Annotated in this window: 17 protein-coding genes; 8 read left to right on the forward strand and 9 right to left on the reverse strand. The window is 51.0% G+C overall.

The genetic code is table 11. The annotated features are described in order from the left end of the window. Window positions 1–12: 12 nt before the first annotated feature. Window positions 13–684 carry a D-lyxose/D-mannose family sugar isomerase gene (locus BN4_RS12275; protein WP_015415724.1) on the reverse strand — a complete coding sequence of 224 codons (672 nt, stop codon included), beginning with the start codon at window positions 682–684 and terminating at the stop codon, window positions 13–15. 271 nt (window positions 685–955) lie between these two features. On the opposite strand from BN4_RS12275, the gene BN4_RS12280 reads away from it, so the two are divergent. Together BN4_RS12280 and BN4_RS17940 are read left to right on the forward strand one after the other, a co-directional pair. Next, entirely contained in the window at window positions 956–1,420 is a 465-nt protein-coding gene (locus BN4_RS12280; RefSeq protein WP_015415725.1) for a bactofilin family protein, read from the forward strand. Window positions 1,421–1,437: 17 nt separating this feature from the next. Further along, window positions 1,438–1,590 (forward strand): hypothetical protein, encoded by a 153-nt coding sequence (locus BN4_RS17940; protein WP_015415726.1) that lies wholly within the window; start codon window positions 1,438–1,440, stop codon window positions 1,588–1,590. Window positions 1,591–2,662: 1,072 nt separating this feature from the next. Here BN4_RS17940 and rnhA read toward each other — a convergent pair. The 7 genes from rnhA to BN4_RS12320 all read right to left on the reverse strand — a co-directional run bounded on the left by rnhA (window position 2,663) and on the right by BN4_RS12320 (window position 8,849). After that, window positions 2,663–3,145, reverse strand: coding sequence for a ribonuclease HI (gene rnhA, locus BN4_RS12290; protein WP_015415728.1), 483 nt, complete (start codon window positions 3,143–3,145; stop codon window positions 2,663–2,665). Further along, on the reverse strand, window positions 3,138–3,653 hold the full coding sequence (locus BN4_RS12295) for a hypothetical protein (protein ID WP_015415729.1): 516 nt from the start codon (window positions 3,651–3,653) through the stop codon (window positions 3,138–3,140). The genes rnhA and BN4_RS12295 overlap by 8 nt, the downstream gene beginning before the upstream one ends. A 148-nt stretch (window positions 3,654–3,801) precedes the next feature. Then, the gene (locus BN4_RS12300; protein WP_015415730.1) at window positions 3,802–5,034 is read right to left on the reverse strand and encodes an ABC transporter permease; all 1,233 of its coding nucleotides are present in this window, start codon (window positions 5,032–5,034) and stop codon (window positions 3,802–3,804) included. A gap of 99 nt (window positions 5,035–5,133) precedes the next feature. Then, window positions 5,134–5,850, reverse strand: coding sequence for an ABC transporter ATP-binding protein (locus BN4_RS12305; protein ID WP_015415731.1), 717 nt, complete (start codon window positions 5,848–5,850; stop codon window positions 5,134–5,136). Between the two features lie 51 nt (window positions 5,851–5,901). After that, a complete protein-coding gene (locus BN4_RS12310) occupies window positions 5,902–6,990 on the reverse strand; it encodes an efflux RND transporter periplasmic adaptor subunit (protein WP_015415732.1) in 1,089 nt (362 codons plus the stop codon). 6 nt (window positions 6,991–6,996) lie between these two features. Beyond that, window positions 6,997–7,467, reverse strand: a complete 471-nt coding sequence (locus BN4_RS12315; protein ID WP_015415733.1) for a YkgJ family cysteine cluster protein — start codon at window positions 7,465–7,467, stop codon at window positions 6,997–6,999. Between the two features lie 2 nt (window positions 7,468–7,469). After that, window positions 7,470–8,849, reverse strand: coding sequence for a phosphomannomutase/phosphoglucomutase (locus BN4_RS12320; RefSeq protein WP_015415734.1), 1,380 nt, complete (start codon window positions 8,847–8,849; stop codon window positions 7,470–7,472). Window positions 8,850–9,075: 226 nt separating this feature from the next. Here BN4_RS12320 and hflK point away from each other — a divergent pair, with 226 nt between their 5' ends. The 6 genes from hflK (at window position 9,076) to BN4_RS12350 (ending at window position 15,436) form a co-directional block, all read left to right on the forward strand. Further along, a complete protein-coding gene (gene hflK, locus BN4_RS12325) occupies window positions 9,076–10,146 on the forward strand; it encodes an FtsH protease activity modulator HflK (RefSeq protein ID WP_041721039.1) in 1,071 nt (356 codons plus the stop codon). Between the two features lie 12 nt (window positions 10,147–10,158). Next, window positions 10,159–11,010, forward strand: a complete 852-nt coding sequence (hflC, locus tag BN4_RS12330; protein ID WP_015415736.1) for a protease modulator HflC — start codon at window positions 10,159–10,161, stop codon at window positions 11,008–11,010. Window positions 11,011–11,298: 288 nt separating this feature from the next. Further along, complete coding sequence (locus BN4_RS12335) at window positions 11,299–12,021, forward strand: LexA family transcriptional regulator (protein WP_015415737.1); 723 nt, start codon at window positions 11,299–11,301, stop codon at window positions 12,019–12,021. Window positions 12,022–12,239: 218 nt separating this feature from the next. Beyond that, window positions 12,240–13,493 carry a diguanylate cyclase gene (locus BN4_RS12340; RefSeq protein ID WP_041720347.1) on the forward strand — a complete coding sequence of 418 codons (1,254 nt, stop codon included), beginning with the start codon at window positions 12,240–12,242 and terminating at the stop codon, window positions 13,491–13,493. An 86-nt stretch (window positions 13,494–13,579) separates the two neighbouring features. Then, window positions 13,580–14,464 carry a 3-methyl-2-oxobutanoate hydroxymethyltransferase gene (gene panB / locus BN4_RS12345; protein WP_051053269.1) on the forward strand — a complete coding sequence of 295 codons (885 nt, stop codon included), beginning with the start codon at window positions 13,580–13,582 and terminating at the stop codon, window positions 14,462–14,464. Continuing rightward, window positions 14,465–15,436 carry a hypothetical protein gene (locus BN4_RS12350; RefSeq protein ID WP_015415740.1) on the forward strand — a complete coding sequence of 324 codons (972 nt, stop codon included), beginning with the start codon at window positions 14,465–14,467 and terminating at the stop codon, window positions 15,434–15,436. Between the two features lie 61 nt (window positions 15,437–15,497). On the opposite strand, the gene BN4_RS12355 is transcribed toward BN4_RS12350, so the two are convergent. Then, window positions 15,498–16,853 carry a GAF domain-containing sensor histidine kinase gene (locus tag BN4_RS12355; protein ID WP_015415741.1) on the reverse strand — a complete coding sequence of 452 codons (1,356 nt, stop codon included), beginning with the start codon at window positions 16,851–16,853 and terminating at the stop codon, window positions 15,498–15,500. Between the last annotated feature and the right edge of the window lie 48 nt (window positions 16,854–16,901).

Consider the following 16,901-nt stretch of genomic DNA (forward strand, 5'->3'; position numbering starts at 1 on the left):
GTCTCTTCCCATTTAAATATAGTCAGGGTAATCTGTACACAACAGATGCAGGGGTTGTTCGTCTTCCTCAATACGGGGAAAGCGTGCCTGGGGTTCGTGAAAACGGTTGTCGGCGTTGTCATCATTGACTGAGGAGACCTCTCCCACAAGTACTTTCCCCTTGCCGGCTTCTCCATAAAATCGATGGTACATGCCTTGTTCGAGAAAGATGGATTCGCCGGGTTCGAGGGTCACGGTCCCGCCGGGGGCCACTGTCCGTGGCATACCGTCGATCATGACAGTCATCGGTTCCGTGCTGAGTTCTTCATCGGGTGTGGAGCCGTATAATTCTATGACGAGATTCCCACCACCGCGATTGATGATATCTTCGGTCTTGGACCAGTGGAAATGCATGGGGCATATCTGGCTCTCGCGGACGATCATGATTTTTTCGGCATATGTTTTCGGATGACCCGAGGCGAGGTTCCCATTGCGGATGGTAAAGAGAATCAAACCTTTTTTCTCGAATTCTCCTGCACCGTAGTCGGTCAGATCCCATCCCAGTTGATTGTGGACAACTTCGGTTTCACCTTTGCCTTTCCAGTCTTGGGGCGACCAGAAAGCCCAGCGGGGAAGCTTGAATTGAAATGATTCGTAGAACGCCTTGGCATCGCGGATGAGTGCATTGATTTCGCTTCGTTTCATGGGAGAGAAAGTATGAGAGGAGGGGCAGGTCGTCAAGCAGGACAAGGATATTTGTTCAAAGGGTGCCTGCCAGATACGGCCCGGCACTTCTCGTTGCCTGTCGGTTGGCTCTCTGGTTTGGAAGGAGAATCATTCATGGAAGTAAATGTCCTGCAAAAAAAAGTGGCATTTAGGCAACGCTGAGGGTATAGGAGAAGCCTGCTTGCTCCGATATGGCTGGTTCCGGGCGACGGATTTCACCGTCACCTTTTATTTTTGTGAGGTATGGAAAATGGGACTGTTCAATAAAAAAGACAGTGACAACACCGAGCTGAACGCCTTCCTGGGCGTTGGAACCGAGTATTGTGGAAAGCTCGATTTTGTCGGGACGGTTCGTATCGACGGACGCTTCGAAGGTGAGATTGCAACCGATGGAGACCTTATTCTCGGTCGCAAGGCGTTTATCACCGGATCGGTCAAGGTTGGCCGACTCACTTCCTGTGGCCGGATTGATGGCGAAGTGGTCGTCGCGGAACGGGCTGTGCTTGAAAAGACATCTGTCCTTAATGGTTCCCTGAGTGCGCCGACATTGGTCGTGGAAAACGGGGCCATTCTTGAGGGCGTCGTCGTCATGACCAAGGAAGGGGCTGCTGCAAAGGCCAAGGTTGTTTCCGCCGATTTCGGTGCGCGGGTGAACCAGCCGGTGGTCTCTGATATTTCGATCGCCAAAACGGGATCGGATGATACTATTCTATAGTCAAAAGGGATGAGAAAATGTTTGAACTTGTAATCAGGAACAATGGTGTCGAGCGCGTCGTCTACTCTGCGGAGGACGTACGCCTGGTCGAGTTGGTGCGTCAGCGCCATGCTCGCTCGTTGGCCGTTGGTGAGGCAACCATCAGGGAAGCCAAGGCGAAGGATGCTTAGGAACTTCTGAGCGCGTGTCCTTCCACATTTCGGCACATGGGTGTCATGGTAAGAGGGTCGCATAGCGGCCCTCTGGCTGTTGAAAAACAGAGCTTTGTCCCGTGGTGTCGAAACCGTTCAAGGCAGGGAATGGATGAATTCATAGAGTCCCTGCCATGTTTTTTTTGCAGTAGAAGATGAAATGATTTGGACGGGGTCTGAAAGAGTGGCTTGTGCACTTCATCAGGGGATCGCTTAGCGGTCCCCTTTTTTGTGTTGGCGGAGAAGGTAGGTGACTCTTTGCATGGAGTGAGGGAAAGCTCCTTCCTCAAACGGGAAAAAGGCCGCTTTCGCGGCCTTTTTCGGTCTGGGTCAACTGTTGAGGAGGGTTAAAGGTTTTGGTTAGGTGTGCATTCTTACTTTAGGGGAGGTATGGTATATGCTTAAGACCCTATCGTCGCGGCTCTGATCTTCTGGAGGACTGGGGGTTGTCCGTTTTGACAAAGATCGGTGCCAGGGTCATATCGCCGCTCTTTATTCCACCTGCCCGGACGCCAGGGGAGGCGTCCGGGTCGGTGAGGAGGGATCGCCGCAACAACGCGGCGATCAGGATGACTAGAGTGACTGTGACTACATCGTGCATGAAATTCTATTAGCATGAGCCATGCCAAAACATAAAAGAGTGTATTTTCAGTGTGGTATGAGAAATACAATAGATTATAGAGGGGCTTGCTTTGTGCAAAGTGCAACAATGGACACTCGTTTTTTGCACATATGTGCAATGAAAGAGTGTGGTGTGATGTGTTCCGGTCTCGTGTCCAAGAAAAAGATCGGGGTATCAAAGAGATTGTGTCAGGGAGGCTTTTGAGAAGACCTTTCCTTCATTTTGCAATGCAGGCTCAAGGAGTCGGTCTTTCAATAGGACAAGGATATGATCTGATCTGGATGACAGAAAGAAGATAAGAGGTATCCAGCCGATTCGGCATGAAAAGGGGTTTTCTGCTACATCGGACTGGATGAGACCTCTTGGATTCGGGGGAAAGAATGTCTTGTGTTCGAAGATTCGATTGGTTCGAAAGTCAGGATGACACGTCTACAGTTCCTTGTCTTCCAGTAATCCTGGACCACTTGCTGCGCCACGGGCCAGATCGTCCACCCGTTCATTGAGCAGTTGGCCGGAGTGACCCTTCACCCATTTGAAGGTTACGTCCTGTTTTTCGATGAGGGGGATAAGTTGTCGCCAGAGGTCCTGATTTTTGACAGGCTTCTTGGCAGCGGTTTTCCAGCCGTTTTTGAGCCAGTTCTTGAGCCAGCCTTTTGTGATGGCCTGCTGAACATATTTCGAATCAGTCCACAATTCGACTTCACATTGGCGTGAGAGCGCCTCCAACGCAACAATAACCGCACGGAGTTCCATCCGGTTATTGGTCGTTTCCTTGTATCCCTGGGCCAGTTCCTTGTAGTTGTCAGCCTTGTCGCCTTTGTATTCTCCATAAATGAGAATGGCTCCATAGCCTCCGGGACCGGGATTGCCGAGGCATGAGCCGTCGGTGTAGATCGTCACTTTGTTATTCACTGGGGGTAGTTCCTTGGTTTACCTGGGAGAGTCGGTCAAAAATGGTGAGAAGAACAATTTTGATTTCCTCCGGCCAGTCATTGTATTCAAAAGAGGGCAGGAAGTGTTCTGTCCTGATCTGTTCGATAAAGTCTGCTCCCAGAGCCTGTCTCATAAGGCCCGGAAATCGGAGCTGAACTTCATTTATACTGGGAGCAAGACCTATGTACATGGTTTTTCTATCCAGTTCTGGGACCACGAAATCCCCGCCATAGATCTGAATCTTGCATTCCAGACCGAATTCGTCCTTGAGAGTGCGCGTGAAGGAGAGAATGAATTTCTTCTGCTCCTTATCCAGGGTCTTTGTTTCGTCGTAGATGGATGATTGTTGATTGATCATGTCCACTACACGCTCATTATTCTTGGTGAATGCCCAGATAACGGCAGCGAAGACAAGGAGCATCGCAATGGTGCGGATGATCTTTTCCTTCGGATTGTTGGCATGTACTTTGGGTATTGAAAGTCTCATGGGGGTCCTCGTGTCCGTGTTGAATCTCCGGATTGGATAAACCTACCGCGCCGGTGGATATCATGCAAGCCCGCATGGTTGCAATGCGTTCTAGAGCCGGGAATCAAGAGTGTTTCAGCGAAGAGGCTCAGTGGCTTCGGTTTGCATGCTATCCGTCACCGCGTAGGGCCTGAATAGGATCGAGATCTGCCGCCTGTTTGGCCGGTTTCAGACCAAAGATCAAGCCCACCCCTTGTGATCCGGCCAGGGCCATGAAAAAAGCCTTCCATGAAAACTGGATAGTCAGAATGTCGAGCCGAGTAAGGAACTGCCCCAGTCCGAGTCCGAGAAACAGGCCGAGCACACCCCCTATCAGAGTCAGGGCGCATGCCTCTATGAGAAATTGTATCATGATGGCAGATTTATGCGCGCCGAGAGCCTTCTTCAATCCGATCTCCTCTGCCCGCTCCGAGACGGAAATGGAAAAAAGATTCGCCAGCACGAATCCGCCTACCAACATGGCTATGGTTGCGGTCACTCCCAGAAAAATGCTCAGTCCTCCCTTGAACATGGCCATGAATTTGAGAACTTCGTCTGCGGTCAGGATGGTAAAATCATCGTCTTCTCCGTCTTTCAGATTGTGCTGGTGTCGGAGAAGTGAACGAAGATTTTCCATGTGTGCGGGCATGTAGTCCGGTTCATAAAATTTGACCCTGAGAGCTCTGAAATATTTACGGTCAAGATTGTATCGTTGCATGAGCGTGGAGAGCGGGATGATGATTCTGTTGTCGATATCGCCCCCTCCTCCGCCTGAAAAACCCCGGTATGACAATGTCCCAACCACCTGGAAGGGAACATTGTTAATATAGATGACCTTCCCCACGGGGGATTCCTGACCGAAAAGTTCCACAGAGGGCTTGTGCCCCAGGAGCGCAATCTTGGCACCGATGCGTTCATCTTCAGGGGAAATATCTCGTCCTTCTGCCAGGGGCCAGTTCCATGCTTTGGAATAATCATTGGTCGCACCGATGATTCGGACATCCTGATAATTCTTGTTACCATATTTTACCGTCTGGCCACTTTTGGCCCGCATGGGGAGCACCTGATAGGCTCCCGGCAGTGAATCCTGAACCCGTTGGGCATCCTCCCTGCTCAGAGTCAGGGTGCGCATGCCCACCGCGCGCTTCATGAAGTTTCCGCCAAAGACCAGGGCTGCATCAGGGCCGAAAATTTCCACCATTTCCATTGCTTTTCTATTAGCCCCGTCCACAGCCGTGATAATCAGGGTCAGGCTGGCAATACCAAAGGCAACGCCAAGGACGACAAACAGGGAGCGGAGCTTGAATGCCCAGACAGCACCCAGCCCCATGTTGGTAATTCGTGCTAACAATCGTGGTGTCATGATGCCTTTTCTGATTCTCCCTTCCTCGTTTGGCCGATACTCCCCGGTGGAATATTGAGGGTGTGGAAATGTCGTTGACAGGGTGCTGATGAGCGCTGCTTATTTTTTCATGCCGCGTACGTCTTCTGCTATTTCTCCGTCATGGAGCTTGATGACGCGTCCCGCTTCCTTGGCAACTTCCTCATCATGGGTCACCAGGACAATGGTTCGCCCGGCATCGTGCACGGAATGGAAAAGTTTCATGATCTCAGTGGACGTATTCGAGTCCAACTGTCCGGTTGGTTCATCGGCAAGGATGATGTCAGGCTCGTTGAGCATGGCTCGTGCCATGGCCACGCGTTGTTGCTGCCCACCGGAAAGTCGTGACGGACGAAAATCCATGCGGTCTGCGAGGCCGACCTGTTCCAGGAGTGATTTGGCCCGTTGTTGAATTTCCCCGTTGGGCTTTCCGGAGTAGAGGCCGGGAAGAATGACATTTTCCAATGCCGTGGCATAGGGAATCAGGTAAAATGATTGGAAAATGAACCCCAGTGAGTTGTTGCGCAGATCGGATTGCCGGTCGTCATCCAGCGACGAGGCATCGTGCCCGAGCAGCTTGTAGACGCCGGAAGTGGGCCTGTCGAGCAGCCCTATGATATGGAGCAGGGTGGATTTGCCAGAACCGGATGTCCCCTGAAGCGCGACAAACTCGCCCTTTTCTATGTTCAGGGTGATACCTTTGAGAACAGTAATTCCGGGGTGCTCTTCACCGTTTTTTTTCTCGGCAACCTGTGCAAAGGTTTTGGTGATATCTGTCAGATGAATGGCCGAAGTCATGGTCACCTATTCCGGTTGAGATGGTGGGAGCTGGAGGCATGGGAAAGCACGTTAGTTTCCTTTACTCTTGACCTTGGAACCGGGCAGGACGAGTTGGGTCGCCACGATTTCTCCTTCCTTGAGGCCGGAGGCTATTTCGCTGTATTCCAGGCCGATAAGGCCAAATTCAGGCTGAACTTCCCGTGGGCTGGTTTCCGGGTCGTCAACGACGAAGACAACCTGCCGGTCGGAGACCCACTTGAGGGCCGTGTTCGGGACGGCCATGACGTTCTTTTTCGTCTCGACGATGATCTTGCATTGGGTGGTCATTTCCGGGCGCAGAGACTGAGCCTGCTCTTTGGAAATGGTCACTAAAGCACGGTAATAGACGATGTTATCCCGGATTTCAGGCTCCGGGTAGATGCGACTGACCGTTCCCTCGAATATCTTGTCCCTGTAGGCGTCGACAGTGTAATGAACAGGCAGTCCTGTTGCGACACGACCAATATCGGTTTCGTCGATATATATCCACATTTCGAGGCGGGAAGGGTCGAGCACCGTGATCAGATTGGACACGGACAGGCCTGAAACAACGGTTTCCCCTTCCTGGGCCGCAACCTGTGAGACAACGCCGTCAATGGGAGAGAATATTTTTGTATAGGAAAGTTGGACCTTGAGCGTCTCAAGCTTGGCACGAGCGGCATCCACGCCATGGCGGGCCATCTCGGCATCCTGATAGGCGACGTCGAGGGAGTCCTGTGCTTCAAGTTTCTGCCGGACAAGAGAACGTTTACGAGGTAGATTCTTTTCCATGTATTCGAGTTTTGCTTCCTGAAGGCGAAGATTTGCAGTGGCTTCTTCCATACGTGCTCGGAGTTCCCTGGCATCTATCTGGGCTATCAGGTCTCCCTTTCTGACAAGGTCGCCGACCTTCACCGGCACCGATTCCAACACGCCGGTAGCCTGTGCTCCGATCTTGACCTGTGCGCCGACCTGAGCCTTGACTATGCCGGTGGACTCCAGAATCTTGGAGACATCGGCGCGGGCGACCTTGGTTGTCTTGAGCACCTTGATCCGGCCTTTGCCGCCGGAGTCCGTAAAATACCAGACGCCTCCGCCTGTGATCAGTGCCGCGATGAGGATGAAAATGAGTTTCTTCATGGTGTTCTATTTGTCGGCCTGTTTGATTTCCTGTTTGAGCACATCTGAGAATTTTGGCATTCGTAACTGCCTTCGTCGCATGAGAATATCTCGGAAGGTCGTGGACTTGAATCGAAATCCGCAGTCTGGCCGAATCCAGCCGCCTTTATAATATATAGATTCGGACGGATAATTTCTACATAAAGGAAGCCTGTTTTCATAACAGACGCATAATCCGTCATCCCCTTGCATCGAACAGCGAAAAACAAGATGGCCAAGGTCGCCCCTGCCAGTGGGAATAAAACGTTTATGTTCAGGTTCGCGGGCGCAGAGCTTTTCAAAATCGCGCATCTTTTTAAGCCAGTGGCCATCTTTGAGCAGGATATCATGGCAGCATTTCCCACAAAATAGGCAGTGACCGACAATTTCCACATCGCGGCCCAGAACAAAGGAGCGGAATCGTCGGAAAAGTCCTCTATACAGCTGTATAAAGTCCACTGCTATCCTCCGAACTCCTTGATCCATGATCGGATGGGAGTTTCCATGAATGTCTGTATTTCGGTGAGCCGTGACGCTGATTCCGCTTCAAAGCGGAGGACAAGGGCTCCTTGTGTATTGGAAGCACGGACCAAACCCCACCCGTCACCGAATTCGACCCGTGCGCCATCCATGTCGATGACTTTGTGGTCTTTTTTGAAATGAGCCTGAGCCTTGGCAACGACCTGAAACTTGATGTCTTCTGGGCAGTCCATGCGGATTTCCGGGGTCGTGAAGGTGGTGGGCCAGTCCGCGAGATATTCAGAGAGGGGAGTGGTTGACCGGCTCAGGATCTCCATGAGCTTGAGTGCGCCGTATGTGGCATCGTCAAATCCATGATAACCATGGAAAAAAAACATATGACCGGACATTTCTCCACCGATGGCTGCGCCGGTTTCAATCATCCTGCTTTTGACGATGGAGTGCCCGGTTATACACATTTCACAGGTTCCGCCATGGTTCTCGATATCTTTGAAAAGCAGGGTGGAGCATTTGACGTCGGCCACAACGCCCGCGCCGGGGACTGTCTTGAGCAGGTCTCGGGCATAGATGGCGAGCAACTGATCGCCGAACATCAGGCTACCTTTTTCATCCACCGCGCCGATGCGGTCTCCATCCCCATCCAGACCGATCCCGACATCCGCACCCTCTTCAACCACTTTGGCCTTGAGGTCTTCAACATATTCTTCCACCACCGGGTCAGGATGATGATTGGGGAAAGAACCGTCCGGTTCACAGTAGAGGCGGATGACCTCAGCTCCGGCGGTTTCCAGGATATCGGCAGTCAGGTCTCCGGCAGCACCGTTGCCACCGTCCACCACCACCTTGACCGGGCGCCCTCGTTGCGAGGAGAGGGAACATCGGCCGAGCAGGTCAGCCTTGTAGGTGGGCAGGATGTCGTGGAAGGAGATCAGTCCCGAACCTGAGGGAAAGTTTCCTGCTTTCATGATGTCATATATGGCGGTGACTTCTTTGCCATAAATGGTGGAAGCTCCTCCCCAGACCTTGAACCCATTATATTCACTTGGATTATGGCTGGCCGTGATCATGACTCCCGCCTGGTAGTTCAGATGTTTGGCTGCGAAATAGAAAACCGGTGTGGAGACCTGGTTCAGGCAGAGGACGTCAACACCTGTTTGGGCCAGACCATGGGCCATGGCCTGCTGATATTCGGGAGAACTTGCCCGACAGTCGTGACCGAGAATGGCACGGGACCATCCCTGTTCTTTGAAATAGGTCCCGCATGCGCGTCCCAAAACCGTGACCCATTCAGCGTCAAAATCCTGATCCACGATACCTCGGATGTCATATGCACGAAAAATATGGGGTTTGATGTCTTTCATGAAGAGAGTTTGCCTGTCTCTTGCGGACAATTCAAGCCACCAAAAGGACTGAATGGGGTCTTTCTGTCATGAAAGTCGTCTTTTTTCCGTTCAGGGCGCAGGAAGACCTGCAGTATGATCGGGGAGAGGGCTTTTTTTGAAAATCGGACATGACCATGGGTACTTTCAATACTTTTCACCAAGTTGTCTTGACCTCTTCTTCCAGACAGCCTATTTCTGTCTCATTATGAATTGGGATTGGGAAAAATTACAAAAGCAACAACAGGGGCGACCCGGTGGCAAGCCACCGAGTTTCGACGATTTCCAGAATCAGTTTGATAAGTTCAAGCAGTTCAAGCTGCCGGGCTGGAAATTCATCGTACCGATTATCCTTCTCCTCTGGATAGCATCCGGTTTCTACATCGTAGAGCCGGACGAGGTGGGTGTGGTTAAACAGTTCGGCCAATTCAACCGCATCACCACCGCGGGACCGAATTATCACATCCCGTATCCTGTGGAGAGCGTCCTTACTCCGAAAGTGACGCAGATCAGACGTATCGAATTTGGTTTCCGTTCTTCCGGGCGGGCCAGGGTGCAGAATTTTCAACAAGGTGCCAGTCGAGAAGTGCCTGAAGAGGCTCTGATGCTCACCGGCGACGAAAATATCGTCTCCGTTCAGTTTATCGTTCAGTATCAGATCAAGGATGCCAAGGATTACCTCTTCAATGTCTATGATCCGACAAAAACCATAGTCCACGCAGGTGAAGCCGCCATGCGCGAGGTTATCGGTAATGGCAAGATTGACGACGCCCTGACTACAGGCAAGATGGAAATCCAGGTGCAGACTCGTGACTTGATGCAACGGATACTCGAGTCCTACAAGACGGGTATCAGTATCGTCGCTGTCCAAATGCAGAATGTGCATCCGCCTGAACAGGTGGTAGACGCTTTCAAGGATGTGGCCAGTGCCCGCGAGGACAAGAGCCGCTTTATCAATGAAGCTGAAGCTTATCAGCGAGATATTCTGCCCAAGGCCAGAGGTGAAGCTTCTCGTATCATCAATGCGGCTCAGGCATACCAGGAGTCCAAGGTTCGTAAAGCTCAAGGTGATGCATCTCGTTTCCTCGCTGTGCTCAAGGAATACAGCAAGGCCAAGAAGATTACCCGAGAGCGCCTCTATCTGGAGACCATGGAAACCATTCTGGAGAATCCGGAAGTCGAAAAGCTCGTCATGTCCGACGATGCCCTCAAGAAATCCGTTCCCTACCTGCCGTTGGACAAGCTGCCCAAGGCTGCTGCTCCTCGGGAAAAGAATTAGGGCAGGTGTAAAATGAAAGCGACAACTTTAGCACTCATCATTGGCGTCGTTCTCGGTGCCTTCGCATTGACTCAGTCCGCCTTTACCGTCGAAGAAACGGAAAAGGCCATCGTGATCCAGCTTGGCCGTCCAGTCGGCGACAAGGAGCTTGGACCGGGGCTTCATTTCAAGTTGCCCCTGATTCAGAATGTGGTCTACTTTGATGCCCGTATTCTTGATTTTGATGCCAAACCCGAAGAGATCACCACCACCGACAAGAAGTACATGAATGTTGATTCATACAGCAAATGGCGGATTGTCGATCCTTTGACCTTCTATACCAAGGTGCGCACCATCCAGGGTGCTCAGGCCCGTTTGGACGATATCGTCCGTTCGCAATTGCGGGTTGCCCTCGGACGATACACTCTTATAGAAGTTGTTTCCCACAAGCGCCAAGAGATCATGGATGCAGTGACAAGACGGTCCGAGGAGCTTCTTAAGCCCTATGGAATCGATATCATTGATGTCCGGATCAAGCGGACAGACCTGCCTGCCGAGAATGCTCGCGCTATTTTCGGCCGCATGAAAGCAGAGCGTGAACGTCAGGCCAAGCAATATCGCTCGGAAGGACGCGAGGCTTCTGCCAAGATTATTGCCACGGCTGACAAGGAACGCTCCATTATTTTGGCCGATGCCAATAAGCAGGCCGAGATTGTACGAGGCGAAGGGGATGCCGAGGCGACGAAGATTTATGCTGACGCTTTGGGGCAATCTCCTGAGTTCTATGCGTTTATGCGAAGCCTTGATGCATATCGAAAAGGCTTTGGGAATAATTCCCGGTTCATTCTGACTCCCAAGAGTCCTTTTTTGAAATACATGCAATAAACGATAAATCCAAAAAACAAACAGGGATGCGGGATGCGTGAGCAGTCCGCATCCCTTTTCTGTTGTCCTGTTGTTGCCTGATATCGAAAAACAACTTGACAAATGCGGGAGATTCTCCCAAGGTCGCCGGGAGATTTTCCCGATAGTGAGAATCCGTGAGATGCCTCAGGATCGAGTTGTCAGAAAATAATCTCATTTTATATAAAGAATGAATGTTCTCATTGACTAGCGCATAATTTACTGCATATTGGCGTATAACCACAGCCAAATCAAAAAAAGGGAGCCCGAATGCCCAAGAAAAAGAGACAGTGCGACGAAGCACAGTTGAAGTGGTTTGAAGAGGCACTGGAACGCATCAAGAAAGCGACTGGTGCCAGGACCCAGGTCCAGTTGGCCGAAGTCCTTGATGTTCGCCAGTCCAGTATTTCCGACGCAAAACGTCGTTGTTCCATACCGGCCGAATGGTTCCTGAAGTTATACCGCAGCCACGGGCTTGATCCTGACTGGCTTTCCGAGGGCGTGGAGCCTGTTTATATCAATGCCTCCAAGGCCAAGATTCCGGCTGATACGCTGCTTCGTGAAACTCCGGCCCCCTATGGCCGTATGAATTCCCGTGGTCGTGTCGTGCCAGTCTCCACCATGGCGGGTGTTGACAAGGAAGCGGCTACCTGGGAGCCGAAACCAATCGAAGAGCTGTCTGTCCCCGAGTCCTTCTGCCGTCCCAAGCTGCAAGTCGTGAAAGTCGATTCCGCCAGCATGGAGCCTGTTATTGGGCGCGGAGCGTTTGTGGGGATTGATCGGGATCAGAACGAACACCCGGATGGTGACTTGTGCGCTGTGTACTTCCCTCATCAGGGGCTGACTATTCGTCGAGTCTACATGCAGGGAGACACCTTTTTGCTCAAAGCGGAAAATGAAAAATATTCCGATCTGACTATCCCAGCCGCTGAAATGGATCAGCGAACTGTCGGGCGGGTTATCTGGGTTCTTCAGAACCTTTCCCCCATGTAAGGGAAGCCGTCTCTTATAACATATGAACAAGCCGGGCAGGACTCCTGCCCGGCTTGTTTTTTTATGGTCGTATCTCATAAAAAAACCTCCTCTTAAGAAGTGTTGCCCTGGAGGATCTGCTTGTTGGGCGATTGTCTCTTTCTTTTAAAATAACTGACATTCCTGCTGAAATCATAATATGGTATAGAGTGAACAACTTACAACCAGGCGGAATGGATATGGGTGATACGAATAAGGTCCTGATAGTCGAGGATAGCAAGTTCTTCGCTTCCATACTGGTGAGAAGAATAATCAATGAATTGGGTTTTGATGTGGATTGGAAATCCAATTATGCCGATGCCGTGGCGACAATCGAGTGTTGTCAGGACGATTATTTTGTCGCGCTGTTGGATGTGACTCTGCCGGATGCGCCCAATGGTGAGATCGTGAACTATGCCTTGGGTAAAGGGATGCCGAGCATTATTTTTACCGGTGGATTCGATGGAAAATTGCGCAATCAGTTTGTCGCATGGAATATCGTCGACTATATTCTCAAGGATTCCGCTTCATCTGTTGACATGCTTTTGTCCACAGTTCACAGAATTTACATGAACCGAGATATTAAAGCTCTTGTGGTCGATGACTCCAAAACCATGCGGGATTCCATTGTCAGGCTCTTGAAAACACAGCTGTACCAAGTCTTTGAGGCAGGGAATGGTAACGAAGCTCTTGAAGTGCTCGGGGCCAATCCGGAGATCAAGCTGATCGTGAGTGATTATGAAATGCCCGAGATGGATGGGTTCGAGCTGATCAAAAGGGTCCGGGAGACATACTCGAAGAATGATTTGGCCATCATCGGTATGTCAGCCATGGACGCACCATTGCTTTCGGCCCAGTTGCTCAAGACCGGTGCCAATGATTTTGTCTCCAAACCGTTTCAGGTCGAGGAATTTCATTCTCGTGTGAGCCACTCCATGGAGATGCTGGAAAATATCGCTTTGATCAGGGATTTATCCTATAAAGATCCGCTGACGAAGTTATATAATAGGCGGTATTTCTTTGAGAATGCCCAAAATTTTATTCGTCAGGCCGAAGAGAAGGGACGTATCGTCTGCGTCGGGATGCTCGATATTGATCACTTCAAGAATGTCAATGACACGTATGGGCATGATGGTGGTGATACAGTGCTGAAGGAAATTGCCTGTCTAATTCAGGAAGGATTTCAGGAAGATTCCATTGTCAGTCGTTTTGGCGGGGAGGAATTTTGCGTTATGGTTGCTTATGAACAGGATGCGGATGTTGTTGTTCATTTTGACGCCATGCGACAATCTGTCGAAGACATGGTTTTTGTTCTTGGTGGGCAGAATGTCCACCTGACTATCAGTGTTGGAGTCTGTTGTGCTCAGGATGAGCTTGATGTGATACTGAAGTTGTCAGATAGCCGACTGTATGCAGCGAAAGAGGGAGGGCGAAACCGGGTTGTTGCGCAATGATCCGGTTCGTTGGTAAAAAAGGCATACTTCGGTGTCGTTCGCTTCCCTGACTTGACTCGATGGCTGAGCAGCCATACTGTCCGGCTATGAGCACCAATACTATTTCCTTGTCACAGGAGACCGGCAAGCCGGTCACGGCTCCATCGGTTCAGGCCAGTAAGAACGGCGATAAAATTTGCTGTATGACCGCCTATGATTATTCATCCGGATTGATAGCGGATGCTGCTGGCATGGACGTTGTGCTGGTCGGAGATTCCCTGGCCATGGTTGTGCTGGGTCATGAAGACACCCTGTCCGTGACAGTGGACGAAATGATACACCATGTCCGGGCAACGAGCAGGGGGGTCAAGCGCGCCTTGCTCGTGGCGGATATGCCTTTCATGTCCTTTTGCACGGTGGATAAAGCCTTGCATAACGGTGGTCGATTGATCAGCGAAGGCGGAGCCAGAGCTGTCAAGCTGGAGGGGGGAGTGGCTGTGGTGCCACAGATTGAGGCTCTGACTCAGGCCGGGATACCGGTCATGGCTCATGTGGGGTTAACTCCTCAGCATGTCGCACGATTTGGGGGATTCAAGGCCCAGGGGAAATCTGCCGAAGCCACCAAGGCCTTGCTTGAAGATGCTCAGGCGGTCGAAGAGGCTGGAGCTTTCTGTGTGGTGCTGGAGGCCATCCCTGTGGAAGCCGCCCAATTGATTACCGAAGCTATTGATATCCCGACCATAGGTATTGGGGCGGGAAATGTGACGGATGGACAGGTCCTTGTTTATCATGATGTCCTTGGATTGTTCGATCGATTTACCCCGAAATTTGTTCGCCAGTATGCATCCCAGGGTGAGGAAGGGATCAAGGCGCTCGAACAGTATTGCAAGGATGTGCGCTCGGGCTGGTTCCCCGCTGAGAAGAACACCATCTATATGCCTGATGACCAGATGGAACAGGTCCGCAAGATTAAAGTGAAGAAGAAAAAATAGATGGAACTCGATCTTTCGTGGCCCATGCTTTGGCATGGACTCTTTTGGCCCCTGATCCGGCTGACGTTTTTTATCAGTGTCGGGTTGTTGGTGGGAAATCTCATTGAGGCTCTGCAATGGACTCGTTACGCTGCCAAGCTGGCTGATCCCCTGGCACGGAAAGCCCGGCTCAAGGATATTTCCGCTGCCAGTTTTACCATGGCGTTCTTCTCGGGTATTGCGGCGAATACAATGCTTGCCGAAGCGCATGAGAGGGGAGATATTTCAGACAGAGAGCTGATTCTTTCCAACCTGTTCAATTCGTTGCCAACCTATTTTCTGCATTTGCCTACCATTTTTTTTATTGCCGCACCCTTTGTTGGCTCCGTCGCCGGAATTTATGTGGGATTGACAGCCATTGCCGCTGTTCTGCGCACTGTCGTTATCACTTTGAGTGGACGTTTTCTTCTGCCTCCTATCGAGGAAGGCTGCCTCCCGTGTCGGCTTGAGGAAATGAAAGGGAAAAGGGATACGACCTCAGCATTGAGGAAAACATGGAAACGGTTTGTGAAGCGAATCCCCAAGGTTATTTATATTACCACTCCGATCTACACGCTGTTTTTCATAGGCAAACAGATGGGAGTTTTTCATTGGCTTCAGGGATTCATGCAGCTTAATGCCGGGGTCTTTACCTTCCTGCCACCTGAAGCGCTCGGGATTGTCGCATTTCATATGGCATCGGAATTTACAGCGGGATTGGCCGCAGCCAGTGCGCTTCTCTCAAATGGGCATATCACGCCGATGCAGATCGTTCTCGCTTTGTTGTTGGGGAATATCCTTTCTTCGCCCATGCGTGCCTTTCGACACCAATTCCCTTATTATGCAGGCATCTTCAAGCCCCGTATGGCGCTGAAGCTGATTGTGCATAACCAGCTTTTACGGGCCGTCAGCGTCATCTTTGTCGGGACAATTTACGCGTTTCTCGCATGGTAGTCCTGTCTCCCCGTTTGTGAGTGGAATGAGGGGAATTTTTGCCGGTGCAAAAAGGGAAGGATCATGTCTCTTCAAGTGAGGGGCTTGGTTGCTCTTCCTGCGGCAATCTCCAGATACTCCTGATAATAGTGCCACGGCCCGGAGTAGAGTCGATTTCCATGACTCCGCCGGACATCTCTGCTCGCTCGCGCATACTTGTCAGGCCAAGCCCCAATCGTTTGTCAGGATAGCGAATTGTTTTGTTTGGATCGAAGCCTATGCCATTATCGATGATTTCCAGAAAAAGGTGAGACCCGAGATAGTCCAGGATGACGGTCACTTCATCCCCATGGCTATGCTTTGCCGCGTTGTAGAGTGCTTCCTGGGCGAGGCGAAAGACCGTGACCCTGAGTGGCTTGGGGATGCGTTCTTCAGTAACATGGATGCTTCGCTTGACGGTCATGTTAGTGTAAATATTTGTAAAATCCCCTAGAAAACCGTTGAGCGCGGTGATGGCTCCAAAGTCACGCAGGGTGGGGGGATAAAGGGATGTTTGCATCCGTCGCATTTTTTCAACCATGTTTTTCGCCAGGTTGGAGGAGCTTTGCAGGGAACGTCTCATTGATTCCGGGGCATCGTCATGCATCAGATAGAGCGCATTTTCCACTCCCATCTTGATGGCGAGGGCTGCCTGGCCTAATTCATCATGTATTTCTTCGGCCACACGTTTCCGTTCTTCTTCCTGTGCACGAAAAAGTTGTGTGGACAGATGTTTGAGGCGTTCCTGATTGTGCTCAAGGTTTTGATAAAACAAGGTGGTTGAGAGTGCATCGGAAATACGGCTGGATATATCCTGGTACATCCGCTTGTCTTCTGGAGACCAACGTCGGGCGCGGGCGCATTGGTGCAATCCCATGAGCCAGGGCCGCCCGACTTTGGGGTGTAGGGCGATGAGCAGGGCGGATTTTGCTGCCGCTTCATCGTGGGCAGCAGCCGGGATATCTTTGACATGATTTTCTTCTCCTAGAGGCAAAGGGTCGCTTGAATTCAATGCAAGCAGACAATTTTCCCTGAGATCTTCGGTGGCAGGCAGGTTGTCCTCTGGGCCGAAGTAGATAGGATATCGGGCATCCACCGAGCGAAAAGGCACACGCCATGATTGGGCATTGGGGTCACAGGGATGGAGCAGCCACGCCTGATCACACTGAAAGATGGTTCGCAGCACTTCCATGAGGCTGTTCATCATTTCGTCAAGGTTGGTGGTCTGCCGGATGGCCTGATCAATCAGTGAAATGTTTTCCAGATAGCTCAGTTGTCGCTTGTCAGAGAAGACACTCTGGTCGCAACTCAGTTTTTCTTTGAGATGAAGACTTTCAAGACGCTGTAACCGGAGTTCATAAAGCAGTTCACTTTTTGTTTTTCGTTCGTCCTGTTTCATGAAGCCCGCCTGGTTTGCTCGCTATCAGAAGTTCAGAGATGTTTAATA

The sequence above is a fragment of the Pseudodesulfovibrio piezophilus C1TLV30 genome (assembly GCF_000341895.1).
GTDB classification, from domain to species: Bacteria; Desulfobacterota; Desulfovibrionia; order Desulfovibrionales; family Desulfovibrionaceae; genus Pseudodesulfovibrio; species Pseudodesulfovibrio piezophilus.